Origin of the sequence: Schaalia hyovaginalis, from assembly GCF_014208035.1 — a bacterium.
GTDB classification, from domain to species: domain Bacteria; phylum Actinomycetota; class Actinomycetes; order Actinomycetales; family Actinomycetaceae; genus Pauljensenia; species Pauljensenia hyovaginalis.
This window is the reverse complement of sequence record NZ_JACHMK010000001.1, coordinates 622,396-636,719: the sequence shown is the minus strand read 5'-3', so window position 1 is coordinate 636,719 and position 14,324 is coordinate 622,396. Positions and strand designations below refer to the sequence as shown.

The 14,324-nt window shown below is 67.8% G+C and carries 11 protein-coding genes; 1 reads left to right on the top strand and 10 read right to left on the bottom strand.

The window, feature by feature from the left end; all coding sequences use genetic code 11:
• Position 1 precedes the first annotated feature (1 nt).
• The 9 genes from HD592_RS02685 to HD592_RS02645 form a co-directional block, all read right to left on the bottom strand.
• On the bottom strand, positions 2-1,273 hold the full coding sequence (locus tag HD592_RS02685) for an ABC transporter permease (protein ID WP_184451698.1): 1,272 nt from the start codon (positions 1,271-1,273) through the stop codon (positions 2-4).
• 49 nt (positions 1,274-1,322) lie between these two features.
• Entirely contained in the window at positions 1,323-2,585 is a 1,263-nt protein-coding gene (locus HD592_RS02680; protein ID WP_184451697.1) for a DUF2318 domain-containing protein, read from the bottom strand.
• A gap of 78 nt (positions 2,586-2,663) precedes the next feature.
• The gene (locus HD592_RS02675) at positions 2,664-3,287 is read right to left on the bottom strand and encodes an iron transporter (RefSeq protein WP_184451694.1); all 624 of its coding nucleotides are present in this window, start codon (positions 3,285-3,287) and stop codon (positions 2,664-2,666) included.
• 39 nt (positions 3,288-3,326) lie between these two features.
• Positions 3,327-4,580 carry an FTR1 family iron permease gene (locus HD592_RS02670; protein WP_343058717.1) on the bottom strand — a complete coding sequence of 418 codons (1,254 nt, stop codon included), beginning with the start codon at positions 4,578-4,580 and terminating at the stop codon, positions 3,327-3,329.
• 153 nt (positions 4,581-4,733) lie between these two features.
• On the bottom strand, positions 4,734-5,396 hold the full coding sequence (locus HD592_RS02665) for an ABC transporter ATP-binding protein (RefSeq protein ID WP_407822383.1): 663 nt from the start codon (positions 5,394-5,396) through the stop codon (positions 4,734-4,736).
• Positions 5,397-5,403: 7 nt separating this feature from the next.
• Positions 5,404-6,609, bottom strand: a complete 1,206-nt coding sequence (locus HD592_RS02660) for an ABC transporter permease (protein ID WP_184451690.1) — start codon at positions 6,607-6,609, stop codon at positions 5,404-5,406.
• 14 nt (positions 6,610-6,623) lie between these two features.
• Positions 6,624-7,805: an FtsX-like permease family protein gene (locus HD592_RS02655; RefSeq protein WP_184451688.1), complete on the bottom strand. Its 1,182-nt coding sequence runs from the start codon at positions 7,803-7,805 to the stop codon at positions 6,624-6,626.
• The gene (locus tag HD592_RS02650) at positions 7,802-8,719 is read right to left on the bottom strand and encodes a DUF6273 domain-containing protein (protein ID WP_246429969.1); all 918 of its coding nucleotides are present in this window, start codon (positions 8,717-8,719) and stop codon (positions 7,802-7,804) included. The genes HD592_RS02655 and HD592_RS02650 overlap by 4 nt, the downstream gene beginning before the upstream one ends.
• Positions 8,709-9,122, bottom strand: coding sequence for a DUF4418 family protein (locus HD592_RS02645; RefSeq protein ID WP_184451687.1), 414 nt, complete (start codon positions 9,120-9,122; stop codon positions 8,709-8,711). The genes HD592_RS02650 and HD592_RS02645 overlap by 11 nt, the downstream gene beginning before the upstream one ends.
• 215 nt (positions 9,123-9,337) lie before the next feature.
• Between HD592_RS02645 and HD592_RS02640 the strand changes: the two genes are divergently transcribed.
• Positions 9,338-10,996, top strand: a complete 1,659-nt coding sequence (locus tag HD592_RS02640; protein ID WP_184451685.1) for an L-lactate permease — start codon at positions 9,338-9,340, stop codon at positions 10,994-10,996.
• Positions 10,997-11,410: 414 nt separating this feature from the next.
• Here HD592_RS02640 and ppdK read toward each other — a convergent pair whose 3' ends face one another.
• Positions 11,411-14,125, bottom strand: a complete 2,715-nt coding sequence (gene ppdK / locus HD592_RS02635; protein ID WP_184454359.1) for a pyruvate, phosphate dikinase — start codon at positions 14,123-14,125, stop codon at positions 11,411-11,413.
• Between the last annotated feature and the right edge of the window lie 199 nt (positions 14,126-14,324).

Here is a 14,324-nt window from a genome sequence, read left to right as displayed (position 1 = left end):
CTCACCTTCCGTGGAGGACTTCCGCCGCGTTGAGGCGCAGCAGGTAGCGGATTGCGGGGACCGAGGCGCCGAGGACGACGAGGAGGACGAGGACGGCGACGAGGACGATGACGATCGGGGCGAAGGCGATCGCCGAGCCGAAGACCGCCTTCCCGATGATCTGGGCGAGGCCGATCCCCGCCCCGTAGCCGATCAGGCCGCCGACGCCGCCCACGAGGGAGATCTCAGCGAGGAAGAGGGCGATGATCGAGCCGTTCTTCGCCCCGATGGCTTTCATGAGCCCGATCTCGGAGGAGCGCTCCATGACGTTCGCGGTGACGAGGTTCGCGATGGCCAGGGCCGAGGAGGCGAGGGCCAGGAGGGTGACGAGCATCATGAGGAGCTGGGTCTTGGACAGGATCGTGCCCTCGGATTCGGCGATCAGGCGGACGGGCCTCGCCACGGAGTCCGTCATCACTTCTTCGATCTGGTAGGCGATCGATGAGACGTAGGCGGTGCAGTACCAGGTTTCGCGTTCGGAGACCGACAGCGAACCGGGGTTCCTCGCCGCCTTGCGGGCGAGATCGTTGTCCGGGGTCGTCAGCGCGGAGACTTCGACGGACCCGACGGCCCCGGGGCGCCCGAGGAGCCGCTGCGCGAGGGCGAGAGGGGCGTAGACCCCTTCGTCGGCCTCGTCCCCGGAATCGAACACGCCCGTGATGACGGTTTCGATCCTCTCCTCCCCGCGGCTGAGGACGAGGGGATCGCCGGCTTTCAAGGAGCGCTTCGCCGCGTAGGAGGAACCGACCATGACGCCCGCGGGATCGGACTGCGAGGCCCACTCCCCCTCGATGGTCCACCATCCGCGCAGACGGTCCAGGCCCGTGTCGACGCTCTCCCCGGTCGCCAGGTCGAGATGGTGGGAGAACCACGTGCCCGTGACGGTGACGGGCCCGCCCTCGGCGTCGAGGGCCTCGACGGGCAGGAGGGGCGCGAAGTCGAGGATGTTGTAGGTCCAGAAGATCGTCTTGATGTTCTGGAGCTCGTCTTCGCGCAGATAGGACTCGCCGGCCCCCTGCGCGCCGTAGAGGTCTTCGAGGACGGCGGCTCCGCGCGGGCGGACGACGATGTTCGCCCCGTAGGACTTGAGCTCCTGATTGACCTTGTCCCCGACGTCGAACATGACCGAGAGCATGGAGGCTGCGACCGCGGCCCCCAGGGCGACGGTCAGGGCGATGAGGAGATGACGGTTTCCGCGCCGCACGAGGGCGCGCGAGAGCATCCTGATGAACATCAGCGCCGCCCCCGTCGCACGGCGACAAGGATGCGGCGTTCGTTCCGCCTCATGCGAAGACCCCTTCACTCGCCTCCAGGACGCTCAACGGCACGGTCAGCGAGCCGTTCGAGACCGTGTATTCGATGGGGATGGGGTTGCATCCGCCTTTGAAGCCGATCGTCGCGATGTTCATGGCGACTTCGCAGAGCTTGCAGATGATCTTCCCGTCCTTCTCGTAGTAGCCGCTCGGACCGCAGATCTCGCAGGCGTCGAGGCCGACCCCGAAGGAGGATCCGGCTTTTTGGATGACGATGAAGCGGACTTCGACCCCCGACTTCGTCGTGTAGACGAAGCGGTGGAGATGCCCGTCGGAGATCTTGGCGATATCGATCACGGCCTGCTCCTCGACGACCGAGTAGGACTCCGGTTCGGAGAGTTCGACCTCGGCGGATCCGACCACCACGCCCAGGGTGATGAGGAGGGCCCCGCACAGGTAGCCCCCCGCGGCGGCCCCGGCGATCGTCTTCCAGAGCCTGGCCCGCGCGCGGTTGAGGCGCCCTTCGGCGGGGTTGGCCCCGCTCCTGGGCATCGTCCTCCCCTCGGCCCAGGTGAGGGCGGCGAGGACGAGGAGGACGGACATGCCCGCGAGCGGGAAGACGGCTTCGTGGTTGATGAACCACGAGAGGGCCTTGAAGGCCGAGTTGGACATCTCGATGACCCGCTGGGCCTGGAGGATGCGGATGATGAGGAGCGCGTGGGTGAGGGCGAGGACGGCGGGGACGAGGACCGTGGGCCAGCGCCTGTGCGCGAGGGAGGTGAGCTTCCATGCGAGGGCGCCGAGGAGGGCGGCCGCCGCCCAGCCGAGGACGTATCCGGTGAAGGCGAGGACCGTTTGGGTGGAGGGCGTCCCGCTTCCCGCGGGCACCAGCATGACGGCCTGGGCCATCGCGCTCGGCGCGCTCCGGAAGAGCACGAGGGCGATGTAGGCGGCGATGAGGAGGCGCAGCGGGGTGTCGAGGATCGGCGCGCCCCCGGGGCGGCGCGCCCGCAGGAGGACGAGGACGACCACCGCGATCGCGAGGCCGATCGCGAGAGGGAGGCTCCACAGGGCGACGGTCTGCCGATTGACGGCTTTCGGGGCGAGGGTGTTGACGACGGTGAGGAGGAGGGAGGCGAGGAGGCCGAGCGCGAGACCGCTTCCGATCGTCCATGTCCGGATGCGCCGGGCCGAGCGCCCGCGCCCGCCCGCGGGGACGGCGGGGACGACCACTGCGACGGCGAGCGCGCTGAGGAGCAGGACGAGAGTCGTCTGCCCCATCTGCTCGATCATGACTCGTCCTCCTTGTGCTCGCTGCGGCTCATCGGGCGGGGCGCGCGGGCCGGAGCCGCCTCCGGCCCGCGCTTCGTCTCACCACTCGACGGCGCTGGGATCCCACTTCCAGTTCGTGAATTCGGCCGTGATCGGCTCGGTCCAGAAGCGGCCCTTGACACCGGTGGTCTCATCGGTGTGGAGGAGCCAGCCGTTCTCCTCCGGGGAGTGGACGATGAATTGGACCGTGTAGGTTCCGGCGTCCAGCTTGGGGAGGTTGAGGCCGTAGTGGGGGCCGTCGGAGGCGTTCATCGGCATGAAGGTGCCCTCGAGGACGGCTTTGCCGTCTTCGCCGAGGATCTTGTACTCGACGGTGAGGCCGGGGATGAAGTCGCCGACGCCGTAGCCGAGGTCGTTGCCCTCGACGGCGGAGATGTCCGCCTCGATGTGCATCGAGGCCTCGGAGGCCGGGGTCTGGACCTGGGGGTCCATGTCGACCGGCTGGAAGTAGACGCCCGAGATCTTCAGGGGGCCCGAGAAGACGTCATCGCCGAGGGGGAATTCGTCGAATCCGGCGTCCTCGCCGGGGGCGGCGGCCTCCGTCGGGGCGGATTGCATCGATTCGGCGGGTTTGGAGGAGGTGGAGGAGGAGCAGGCCGAGAGGCCCGCCATCAGGGCGAGGGCGCCGACGAGGGCGCCGACGCGCGTGAATGAGCGCTTCATGAATCGTTCTCCGTGTCGGTGTGTGGGATCGACGGTTCGTCACTTCGCGAGGGCGTCGCGGCGTTGACGACGCGATCCCCAGAAGTACAGGCCGACGATGATGGCGAGAACCAGGGCCTGTCCGGCGAGGTTCTCCACTCTGGGGTAGATCCCCAAGAGGTCAATGGTCGGGAAGCCGTCCAGGTAGGTGAGCGGCAGGACGTCGGCTTCCTGAAGTTCTTTGATCCCCGAGCCTGTGAAGGTGACGGCCATGAGGGCCAGGAGGAGCGAGGTGACGGTGAAGAAGGGGCGCAGGGGGATGCGCAGGGCCGCGAATTGGATGAGCAGGTAGACGAGGACGAGGATCGCCGCTCCCACCGCGAGGCCGATCCAGACGTATCCGACGGCCTCGTCCGCGTTGGAGATGACCGGGATGTAGAAGAGGATCGTCTCGGCCCCTTCGCGCAGGACCGCGAGGAAGGCGATGAAGGCCAGTCCGAAGAGGGAGCCCCTGTTCAAGGAGGCGTCGGTCTGCTCTTTGATGTACCGGTCCCAGGCTTGGCTCGAGGACTTGCTGATCATCCAGTTCGAGACCCAGATGAGCATGGCGACGGCGAAGAGCGCGGCGACGCCCTCGAGGAGCTCCTGGTTCGCCCCGGCGAGATGCGAGAAGGTGGAGAAGAGCACGGCGAGGAGGACCGAGGCCAGGAGGGCGAGGACGACCCCGGCCCACACGATCCGGCTCTTGTCCTTGTGCCCGGCCCTGCCGAGGTAGGCGAGGATCGCGGCGACGACGAGGATCGCCTCCATCCCCTCTCGGAGGATGACGAGGAGGGAGGGGAGGAAGCCGGAGAGCCAGGGCGAGCCGTTCGAGGTGTCCTCCGAGGGGCCGTCGAGGGCTTTCGCGTCTTCGCGGAGGTAGGTCTTGAGGATCTGCGTGTGCTCGGCCACCGCGGCGTCGTCGTGATCGGTCATCGCCTTCTTGATGAGGGAGAACTCCATCTCGACGGCGGATACCCGTTCGCCCGAGATCCGCGCCATCACCTGCTTCTCGAAGCCGAGGGTCTCGTAGCGCCTGTAGTAGGCGGTGTTGACCCCGTCTTTTCCGGCCTCGGCGTCTCCGGAAAGATAGGCCTGCTCGGCCTGGTCGAGGATCTGCCCCATTTCCTCGGCGACCTCATCCCAGGTCGATGCGGCGCCCTCGGCGCGCGCGGGCGAGGGGAGGAAGAGGAGAAGCGCGAGGGAGGTCAGGAGCAGCAGGACGGCCCTGATGCCCTTCGTCGTCCGTGCGATCGGGCGGGCATTGCCTCTCACTTCATTTTCTCCTTCGCGCCGGGCATCGGGTCTAAGGGCGCACGATGCCGTTGGGGATGACGAGCGCGATCAGCGGGCCGGAACGCGCGCGTACAGTCTATACTCATTTTAGTAAGGCGCAACTAAGTTAATTGACCGCCCCCTTGGCGCGGTTCAGGCGCGCAGCGCACCGTCCTCCATCGCGAGCACGCGATCGGCGAAGGGCAGGGCCTCGTCCTCATGCGAGACGAGGAGGACGGCCGCGCCCGCATCCGCCGCCCGGCGGATCGCCTCGAGGACGACCCTCGCATTCGCACTGTCGAGCCCCGCCGTCGGCTCATCGGCCAGGAGGGTTTCAGGCCCCAGGAGCAGCGCCCTGGCCACCGCCGCCCGCCTCAGCTCCCCGCCGGAGAGCTCCGTGGGCGCCGAATCCGCGAGCGGCGCGATGCCGAGCTCATCGAGAAGCTCCTCCGCCCTCGCCCTCGACGCCTCCCCGCCCCGGATGATCGAGGGGAGCATGACGTTCTCGAGGACGGACAGGCTGCGCAGGGCGGAATTGCCCTGGGGGATCACGCCGATGCGCTCATTGCGCAGGCGCGACAGGGCCGCCTCATCGAGGGCGTACACGTCCTCCTCCCCGAGGAGGACACGGCCCGAAGTCGGGACGAGCATCCCGGCGAGCATCGCGAGCAGGGTGCTCTTCCCGCTGCCCGAACGCCCCCGGACCACCACCAGCTCCGAGGGGGCCAGTTCGAGGTCGAGGGGCTGCACGGCGGTGAAGAGCCCTCCCCTCCTGCCCGCCCGCTGATAGTCCTTCCTCAGCTCCTGAGCCCTCATGACCATCTCATTCCCCTTCCTTCAAGACGAGGCCCGAATCCGCCCGCGCGATGCGGCGCATCGCGAGCAATGCCGAGGCGAGAACCGCGAACAGCACCGAGGCGAGGCAGACCAGGATCCAGATCCCCACGACCGGCGCCGAGGGGAGCACGAGCGCGGCCCCGAAGGACTGGCCGAGCAGGGCGCGGAAGGCCGCGATCACCCCGCCCGACAGGCAGATCCCCGCCGAGGCCCCCAGCAGGCCGATCAGCGCCGCCTCGGTCACGACCATCCTCGACACCGCCGCCCTATCGGCCCCCAGGGTCTTCAACAGCGCGAACTCCCGCGAGCGCTCATTGAGCATGGCGGAGAAGAGGAGGAGGGTCATCACCAGAGCGATCACCCACACGAGGACGACGAAGGCGCCGATGGCGCGCGAGGTCGAGGCGAGAGTCGACTCGAGCCCTTTGACCATGTCCTTCGCGGTCGCGACGCTCACCCCGGGCGTCGAGCTCCTGATCCGGTCCGCGACCTCCTCGATGTCCTCCCCGTCTTCGACGTCGACCATCACCGAGGAGATCACCCGCTCCGGGTCGACCTCCCCGTACTTGTTCAACCCCTTGTCGACGGAGGAGGCCGTGAGGACCCTGGCCGTGTCGAAGTCCGCGTAGACCGCGTTGTCCAGGGTGGAGCCCGTCGGGGCGAAGCGGCCGACGACCTTGAGGCGCTGGCCGTAGATCCGGAACTCCTCGCCCTCGGCGACTGCGACGTTCGCCCCTACGACGACCTCCATGGCGCCGACCATCGGCGCCCCCTCGTCTGCGATCCAGGGCCGGATGACGAAGTCGGTCTTCGGGTCGAAGGCGATGACCTGATAGCGGCCCGAGCAGCAGCTCGACCTCGCAGAGGCGAGGAAGAGCTGCGGACTGGCCGCGGCCACGCCCTCGACGCGCGCGACCTCGTCGCGGATCGCGGCGTCCATGTAGAAGTAGGCCGGCTCGGCCTCGATGAGGAACTTCTGGGCGTCGAACTCCCGAGCGGCCCCGGCGGGGGTGACGAGGAGGTCCGCGCCGAGGCGGGATTCGACGGTTTCGAGCCCGTGGCTGAGGCTCTGCACGAGAAGCGCTCCCCCGAAGGTCGCGACCGCCATGAGCGCGGCGAAGAGCAGGAGGGAGCCCGTGCGCACCGGGTGGGCGCGCAGGTTCCTCCCGGGCAGGCTCGACATCGTCAGCATGGTTCCCCCTTTTCCTAGACCGTGAGGAGCATCTGCGCGTCCGCCGAGCGCATCGCCCTCCTCAGGGCGAAGCGCGCGCTCGCCCAGCCGACGAGGAGGGAGGCGGCGAAGGCCGCGAGGAGCGTGAGCGCCATCGCGGAGGCGGTGAGCGCCTCCGCGCGGACGGGGCCGTTGATGCGGGCGAGGAGGAGCCAGGACAGGAGGATCCCCGTCCCGCTCCCGATCGCCTGAAGGATGAGGGATTCCGCGAGCATGATCCTCCTGACGGTCGCTTTCGGGGCTCCGACGACCCTCCATATGTGCAGTTCCCCGCGCCTTTCGTTCATCATCACCGACTGCGCGACGCCGAGGGCCGCGAGGAGGAGGAGCCAGGCGGCCCCTCCCAGAACGGCGATCCCCGCCGAATGGGCCCCGAGGGCGCCCGCCGTATCGACCAGGAGGGTTTCGGAATGGACGGCGGTCACCTTGCGGATGTAGAGATTGATCCAGTTCGCGACGGATTCGACCTTGGATTTGTCGCCGACCCGGATGGTCGCCACCGAGTAGTCCCTGAGGGGGTCGAGGCCCTCAACCCCTTCCACCCCGTATTGCGGGGCGCGCGCGAGGAGGCGGTCGAGCATCCGGAGCGGCACGAACACCGAGTCGTCGTACTCCCCGCCCGTGCGCGCGAGTCGGGCCGTGATCGGGAGGCGCTCCCCGAAGAGCTCGAGCCCGTTCGAAGCGGAAGCCCCCACCGCTGATCCGAGGACGACTCCCCCGGCCGCATCCGCCCCCTCCTCGAGCCAGGGGGTGATGACGAAGTCGGTCTCGGGGTCGTAGCCGATGATCCACTTCGGCCCTTCGCGCCCGGGGTTCGGCACTGAGACGTGGATCTGGTGGGAGATCGCGTTGATCTCGTCGTTCTCCGCGAGGAGGGCGAGACCCGAGCGGTCCCGGTAGTACTGTACGGGGCTCCCCAGCATGTTCACGCAACTGCTGTCGAGCTGGAGGAAGCCGGCTGAGGGGTAGACGAGGACGTCCGCGCCCAGGCGCTGCTCGGCGCGGAGCAGCTCGTGCCCGATCCCCTGGACGAGGAGGAGGGCGACGAGGGCGCAGGCGGCTTGAAGGAGGGCGAGGAAGACGAGGAACATGCTCCGGCCGGGACGAGCGAGAATGCTCTTGAGCGGCACTCTGCGCAAGAAGGCGCCCGTTTTCATCGTTCTTCGCCTCCCCGTTCGGGATCCACCCACAGTGCGGGTCGGACCGCGTACACCGCGTCGACGTTGGCGCCGGGCGCGTAGGGCGCGCCGTTCCTGTCGACGAATTGGGCGGTGAATCCGTAGTTGCCCCGGGAGCGCAGCCACCAGTCGGCGCGGCCGTCCTCGTCGAGGGGCAGCGCCGGGTCCTTCGCGGCTTCGGCGATGCGGGCCGCGCCGATGAGTTCGCGTTCCACGTCATCGCTCAGGTAGATATCGGCCTCGATCCGGCTGAGGGCGAAAACGAGATCCCCGCTCGGGGTCTTCTCCTCGGGGGCCCCCTCCTGGCGCGCGCCCGCGTCGTCAGCGGCACCGCTCGGAACGAGGAGGGCGCGCTGTGGGGCGGTGAAGGCGGTGTCGAGGAAGTCGGAGTTCATCCACTCCCGCAGATCGCTCGTCTCCCAGGAGGCCTCCTGGAAGGGGACGGGGTGGTAGGGGCGGGCGGCGATGGAGTCGAGGGCGAGGAGGAGAAGGCGCCCTTCGATCCTGTCGAGGACGATCCAGCGGAGGGGCTCGGGGCCGTTCGACGGGTCGCCGTCCTGCTCGAAGGAGCCGAAGGAGACGAGGTCGCCCTTCGCCGCGCTTCGCAGGGGCAGGGAGGGATCGTCTTCGAGGAGGCGCCGGGCGCGCTCGGAGGCGTCGGAGTATCCCCCGAGGCCGTTGAAGATCGCATAGGCGCTCTGCGCGTCACCGGATTGCGCCAGTCGCAGGGCGCTCCGGTACTCCTCGTCCCTGCGGTGCTCGCGCACGACGAGGAGCGTTGCGACCGAGACGAGGATCAGGACGAGGACGATCGCCAGCGTCCCCGCCCTCGTCCCCGGAATCGGGGTGCGGCGAGGGGGATCCGCCGGCGATTCGGGGTTTTCAGGAGTCAATCCGCTTCGCCTTGAAGGAGGGGACGAGGGCGAGGATCCCGGAGAGGGCGAGGAGGGAGCTCATCACTCGGGTGAAGGGCTGGAACACCGTGTAGCAGCGCATCGTGCGCATCATGCACATGGGGCACAGGCCGCCGGGGATGAAGAAGAGGAGGATCGAGGCGATCACGCCGAGGATTTGCATCGCGATCCGCATGGTCCTGTTGCGGACGAAGGCGCTCGCCCCGAAGACGGCGGCGACTCCGACGGCGCCGGCGACGACCGAGTTCTGACACTGATGGCAGTGCATCCACGTCCCGTCCTCGCGACGATCGCAGGCGGAGAAGGCCGTGGAGGCGCCGAGGGCAAGCAGCAGGCCGAGCGTCGCGGGGATCAGGGCGGGGATGAGCGTTTTCTTCGTCACGAGAGGGGCTCCTTTTCGAGAAGGTTCACCACCAGCGAGATGAACCAAATATAGATAAGGCCATCCTTACCTAATTGTCAATCCGCGGCCCCGCAGGGCGGCGCGAAGGCCGCGCCCGCCGCGACAACGCGCCGATCGGCCCCCTATCTGTGGCGCAGGAGCTCCCGATGGGATTATCCTGAGCCGTCTTCATCCGCAACGACGCGAGGAACCCCATGCTCACCAGTGCATTCACTCCATCTGTGACCGCTGTCGCCGGCTCTCTCCCCCTGAGCGCCCTTTTCGGCCTCCTCCCGCTGCTCGTCTTCTTCGTCATGCTCGGCGTCTTCAAGATCCCGACGCACTGGTGCGCCCTCGGCTCCCTCGGCGTCGCACTCCTCATCGCAGCCCTCGGCTTCCGCATGCCCTTCGGACTCGCCCTCCTTTCGGCGACCCAGGGCGCGGCATTCGGCATCCTCGTCATCTGCTTCATCGTCGTCGCCGCCGTCTGGCTCTACAACCTGTCGGAGGCATCGGGGCGCGGCGATGACGTCCGGGCGATCTTCTCGCGCGTCGGAAAGGGCGACCTGCGCATCCAGGCGCTCCTCATCGCCACCGCCTTCTGCGCTCTCATGGAGGGCCTCGCGGGATTCGGCGCCCCCGTCGCCATCACCTGCGCGATGCTCTTCGCCCTCGGCCTCGAACCCCTCAAGGCCGCGCTCGTCACGATGGTCGCCAACTCGATCCACGTCGCCTTCGGCGCGATGGCGATCCCGATGATCACGACCGCCCGACTCGGCGGCGCTGAAACCTCCCTCCTCACCTCGACCGGCGCGCGCATCACCCCGCTCTTCCTCATCTGGCTCCCCCTGGTCCTCCTCGCCATGCTCGACGGCAAACGGGCCGTGAAGCAGCTCTGGCCCGTCGGACTCGTCTCGGGCGCCGGCATGGCGGCGGGCCACTTCCTCACCGCGCATTTCGTCTCCTACGAACTCACGGCCGTCGTCGGCGCGCTCTTGTCCTTCGCGCTCGTCGCGCTCCTCCTCATGTTCTGGTCGCCCTCGACCCCTCAGGACCAGCTCACCACCTCCCAGGGCGAGTCGCTGGGGGCCGGACGCGCCCTCCTCGCACTCCTGCCCTACTGGTTCGTCGTCCTCGTCTTCGCGACCGCGAAGCTCTGGCGGATCGGCTTCGACCTGCCCGCCGCGCTCAAGGCCACCGATCTGAAGATCCCCTGGCCCGGCCTCGATGGCCGGCTCCTCACCCCGGCGGGCGAGGCCTCGGGCGACACGGTCCTGTCGATCTCGACCCTCGCCTCTCCCGGCACGATGCTCGTCCTCGCCTCCCTCGTCGTGACGATCGTCTATTCGGTGAATTCCTCCGGCGGCCGCTTCCCCTTCAGCGTGTCCAAGGGCATCGCGACCCTCGGAAGCACGGTGATCGGACTGCGCATGGCGATCCTCACGATCACGACGGTCATGGCGCTCGCCTACACGATGAACTTCTCCGGGCAGACCGTCGCGATCGGCACCGCACTGGCCGCGACCGGCACCGCCTTCGCCTTCTTCGCGCCCATTCTCGGCTGGATCGGCACCGCGGTCACGGGTTCAGCGACCTCCGCGGGAGCCCTTTTCGCCTCCCTCCATTCCACGGTCGCCGCCCAGACCGGCCTCAGCCCCCAGCTCCTCCTCTCCGTCAATGAGATCGGCGGCGGCATCGGGAAGATCGTGAGCCCGCAGAACCTCGCCATCGCGGCGACCGCGGTGAAGCAAGAAGGCCTCGAGCCCGAGCTCCTGCGCCGCGCGGCCCCCTATTCGATCGGGCTTGTGCTCCTCCTGTCGATCCTCACGACGCTCGCCTCCGTCGGAGTGCTCGGCTTCCTCATCGCAAGCTGAGCCTCCCCTCCTCCCCCCGCCGAGGTCATCACCTTTCTACGTCGAAAGCATCACTTTGACGCACCGAAAGCATCACTTTGTCGCGCCGAAAGCATCACGTTGATGCGCCGAGAGCATCACGTTATCGCGCCGAGATCATCACGTTGGCGCGCCGAGAGCATGGTGAGTTCAAGCGGTGAGTGCAACACCTTTGTCGGTGAGTAATGTTGCATGACCTCGACGTAGAAAGGTGATGACCTCGGCGTAGAAAGGTGATGACCTCGGCGGGGAGGGGGCTTTCGAGGCCGTGCGCCTCCGCTGCTTAACCCCGGAGGTGCCCAAGAAGGGCTTTCGACGAGAAACGGGTGCGCCCCAGGCCTTGGCCTGGGGCGCACCCGCGTGATACGGCTTCAGAGCCGTCCGATCACATCACGATCAGGCCTCCGGAGAATCGGCCAGCGCCGAAGCGCGACCGGCCTCGAGACGCGCCACCGGCACGCGGAAGGGCGAGCAGGACACGTAGTCGAGGCCCACCTCGTGGAAGAAGTGGATCGACGAAGGATCGCCTCCGTGCTCACCGCAGACGCCGAGCTTGATGCCGGGCTTCGTCGAGCGCGCACGGGTCACGCCCTCCTTGACCAGAGTGCCGACGCCGTGGACGTCGATCGACTCGAAGGGCGAGACGCCGAAGATGCCCGCCTCGATGTACTCGGGGAAGAAGACGCCCTCGACATCGTCGCGCGAGAAGCCCCAAACGGTCTGGGTGAGGTCATTCGTGCCGAAGGAGAAGAAGTCGGCCTCCTCCGCAAGATCCTCCGCCGTCATCGCGGCGCGCGGGAGCTCGATCATCGCGCCGATGGTGACACCGGACAGATCGACGCCCTGGTCCGCTGCGACCTCGGCGATGATCGCCTCGCCCTCTTCACGGATGAGCTGGAGCTCGCGGACGGAGCCGACGAGGGGGACCATGATCTCCGGCTTCGGATCCAGGCCGCGCCCGACGAGTTCTGCGGCGGCCTCGCACAGGGCGCGCATCTGCAGGGCGAAGAGGCCCGGCAGGTAGATGCCCAGACGAACGCCGCGCAGACCGAGCATCGGGTTCTGCTCGTGGAAGCGACGGACCTCGGCGAGCATGCGCTCATCCGCAGGATCCGCCCCGCCGGTGGCCTTCGCGACGGCGACCTTCACTTCGAGCTCGGCGAGCGCCGGGAGGAACTCGTGGAGCGGCGGGTCGATGAGGCGCACCGTCATCGCCTTGCCGTCCATGACCTCGAGCATCTCGAGGAAGTCCTGCTTCTGCAGCTTCTCGAGCTCGCCGAAGGCGGCGCGGCGCTCCTCCGAGTCCGGCTCGGAGAGGATTGCGCGCTCGACGAGCGGGCGGCGCGAACCGAGGAACATGTGCTCGGTGCGGCACAGGCCGATGCCCTCGGCGCCGAACTCGATGGAGCGGCGCGAGTCGGTCGGGGTGTCGGCGTTCGCGCGGACGCGAAGCCTGCGGACCTTGTCGGCGTGCGTGAGGATCTTGTCGACGGCCTTGACGAGCTCCTGAGTGCCCTCGTCGGATCCGGCGGCGATGAGGCCGGCTTCGAGGCCGTGCGACAGGTAGGTGGTGACGGGCGAGTCGGTGACGGGGACGTCGCCGATGAAGATCTCGCCGGTCTGGCCGTCGATCGCGACGATGTCGTCGGAGGTGAGGACGCGGTCGCCGATCGCCAGCGTGCGGGCTTCGGCGTCGATCTCCAGGGCCTCGGCGCCGCAGACGCAGGTCTTGCCCATGCCGCGGGCGACGACCGCGGCGTGGGAGGTCTTGCCGCCGCGCGCCGTGAGGACGCCCTCGGCGGCGACCATGCCGGGAAGGTCGTCCGGGTTCGTCTCACGACGGACGAGGACGCACTTCACGCCCTCGGCGACGAAGGCCTCGGCCTGGGCGTTGTCGAAGGCGATCTTGCCGACGGCCGCGCCCGGGGAGGCGGCCATGCCGCGGGCGATGAGTTCCTTCTCGGCCTTGGCGTCGAACTGGGGGAACATGAGCTGGGTGAGCTGATCGCCGGTGACGCGGGTGAGGGCCTCGTCGCGGGTGATGAGCTTCTCCTCGACCAGCTGGGTCGCGATGCGGAATGCGGCGGCGGCGGTGCGCTTGCCGACGCGGGTCTGGAGCATCCAGAGCTTGCCGCGCTCGATGGTGAATTCGATGTCGCACATGTCGCGGTAGTGCGTCTCGAGCTTGCGCATGATGCCGCGCAGCTTGTCGTAGGAGGCCTTGTCGATGTTCTCGAGGTCGGCGAGCGAGAGGGTGTTGCGGATGCCGGCGACGACGTCCTCGCCTTGAGCGTTCTCGAGGTAGTCGCCGTAGACGCCGGAGTGGCCCGAAGAGGGGTCGCGGGTGAAGCAGACGCCCGTGCCCGAGCCCTCGCCCATGTTGCCGAAGACCATGGTGCAGATGTTGACGGCGGTGCCGAGGTCGTGGGGGATGCGCTCACGACGGCGGTAGATGCGGGCGCGCTCGGTGTTCCACGAGCGGAAGACCGCCTCGATCGCCATGTCCATCTGGGCGCGAGGATCCTGCGGGAAGTCCATGCCCTTCTGCTCGGCGATGATCTTCTTGAAGGTCACGACGAGGCCCTTGAGGTCCTCGGCGGTGAGTTCGGTATCGCCCTTGACGCCGCGTTCGGCCTTGAGGGAGTCGAGGGCGTCGGAGAAGAGATCGCCCTCGATGTCGAGGACGGTCTTGCCGAACATCTGGATGAGTCGGCGGTAGGAGTCCCAGGCGAAGCGCTCGTTGCCCGAGATCTTCGCGAGGCCGAGAACCGACTGGTCGTTGAGGCCGATGTTGAGGACCGTCTCCATCATGCCCGGCATCGAGAACTTCGCACCCGAGCGCACCGAGACGAGGAGGGGGTTGTAGGGGTCGCCGAGGTGGCGCTCCATCATGTCTTCAACGCGGCGCAGCGCCGTGGTGACCTCGGTTGCGAGGGATTCCGGAACGACCGAATCCTTGAGGTAGGCGCGGCACGCCTCGGTCGTGATGGTGAATCCGGGGGGAACGGGAAGGCCGAGCTTCGTCATCTCGGCGAGGTTCGCTCCCTTGCCTCCGAGCAAGTCCTTCATGGACTTGTCGCCCTCGGAGAAGTCGTACACGTACTTGACCATCGAGGCCCTCAACTTCCGTAATCTCGTGAGTCGGCCCTCCATCGGGCCGCTAGCCGAAGGATAGCAAGAAAGGGACCTAAGTCACCAAAAACTTGTCAATCTGGATTTTTGCATTTGTTACGAGAGGGGGTGTTCCGAGGATCTGCGGGCCTTGTTTTCCCGGTCTTCGATCCGCGTCGGGCATACTTTCCACCTTCGA

Excerpts from the sequence above, each read along its gene's own strand:
- HD592_RS02685 (WP_184451698.1), bottom strand. The coding sequence starts at position 1,273 with ATGTTCATCAGGATGCTCTCGCGCGCCCTCGTGCGGCGCGGAAACCGT.
- HD592_RS02680 (WP_184451697.1), bottom strand. The coding sequence starts at position 2,585 with ATGATCGAGCAGATGGGGCAGACGACTCTCGTCCTGCTCCTCAGCGCG.
- HD592_RS02675 (WP_184451694.1), bottom strand. The coding sequence starts at position 3,287 with ATGAAGCGCTCATTCACGCGCGTCGGCGCCCTCGTCGGCGCCCTCGCC.
- HD592_RS02665 (WP_407822383.1), bottom strand. The coding sequence starts at position 5,396 with ATGAGGGCTCAGGAGCTGAGGAAGGACTATCAGCGGGCGGGCAGGAGG.
- HD592_RS02660 (WP_184451690.1), bottom strand. The coding sequence starts at position 6,609 with ATGCTGACGATGTCGAGCCTGCCCGGGAGGAACCTGCGCGCCCACCCG.
- HD592_RS02655 (WP_184451688.1), bottom strand. The coding sequence starts at position 7,805 with ATGAAAACGGGCGCCTTCTTGCGCAGAGTGCCGCTCAAGAGCATTCTC.
- HD592_RS02640 (WP_184451685.1), top strand. The coding sequence starts at position 9,338 with ATGCTCACCAGTGCATTCACTCCATCTGTGACCGCTGTCGCCGGCTCT.
- ppdK (WP_184454359.1), bottom strand. The coding sequence starts at position 14,125 with ATGGTCAAGTACGTGTACGACTTCTCCGAGGGCGACAAGTCCATGAAG.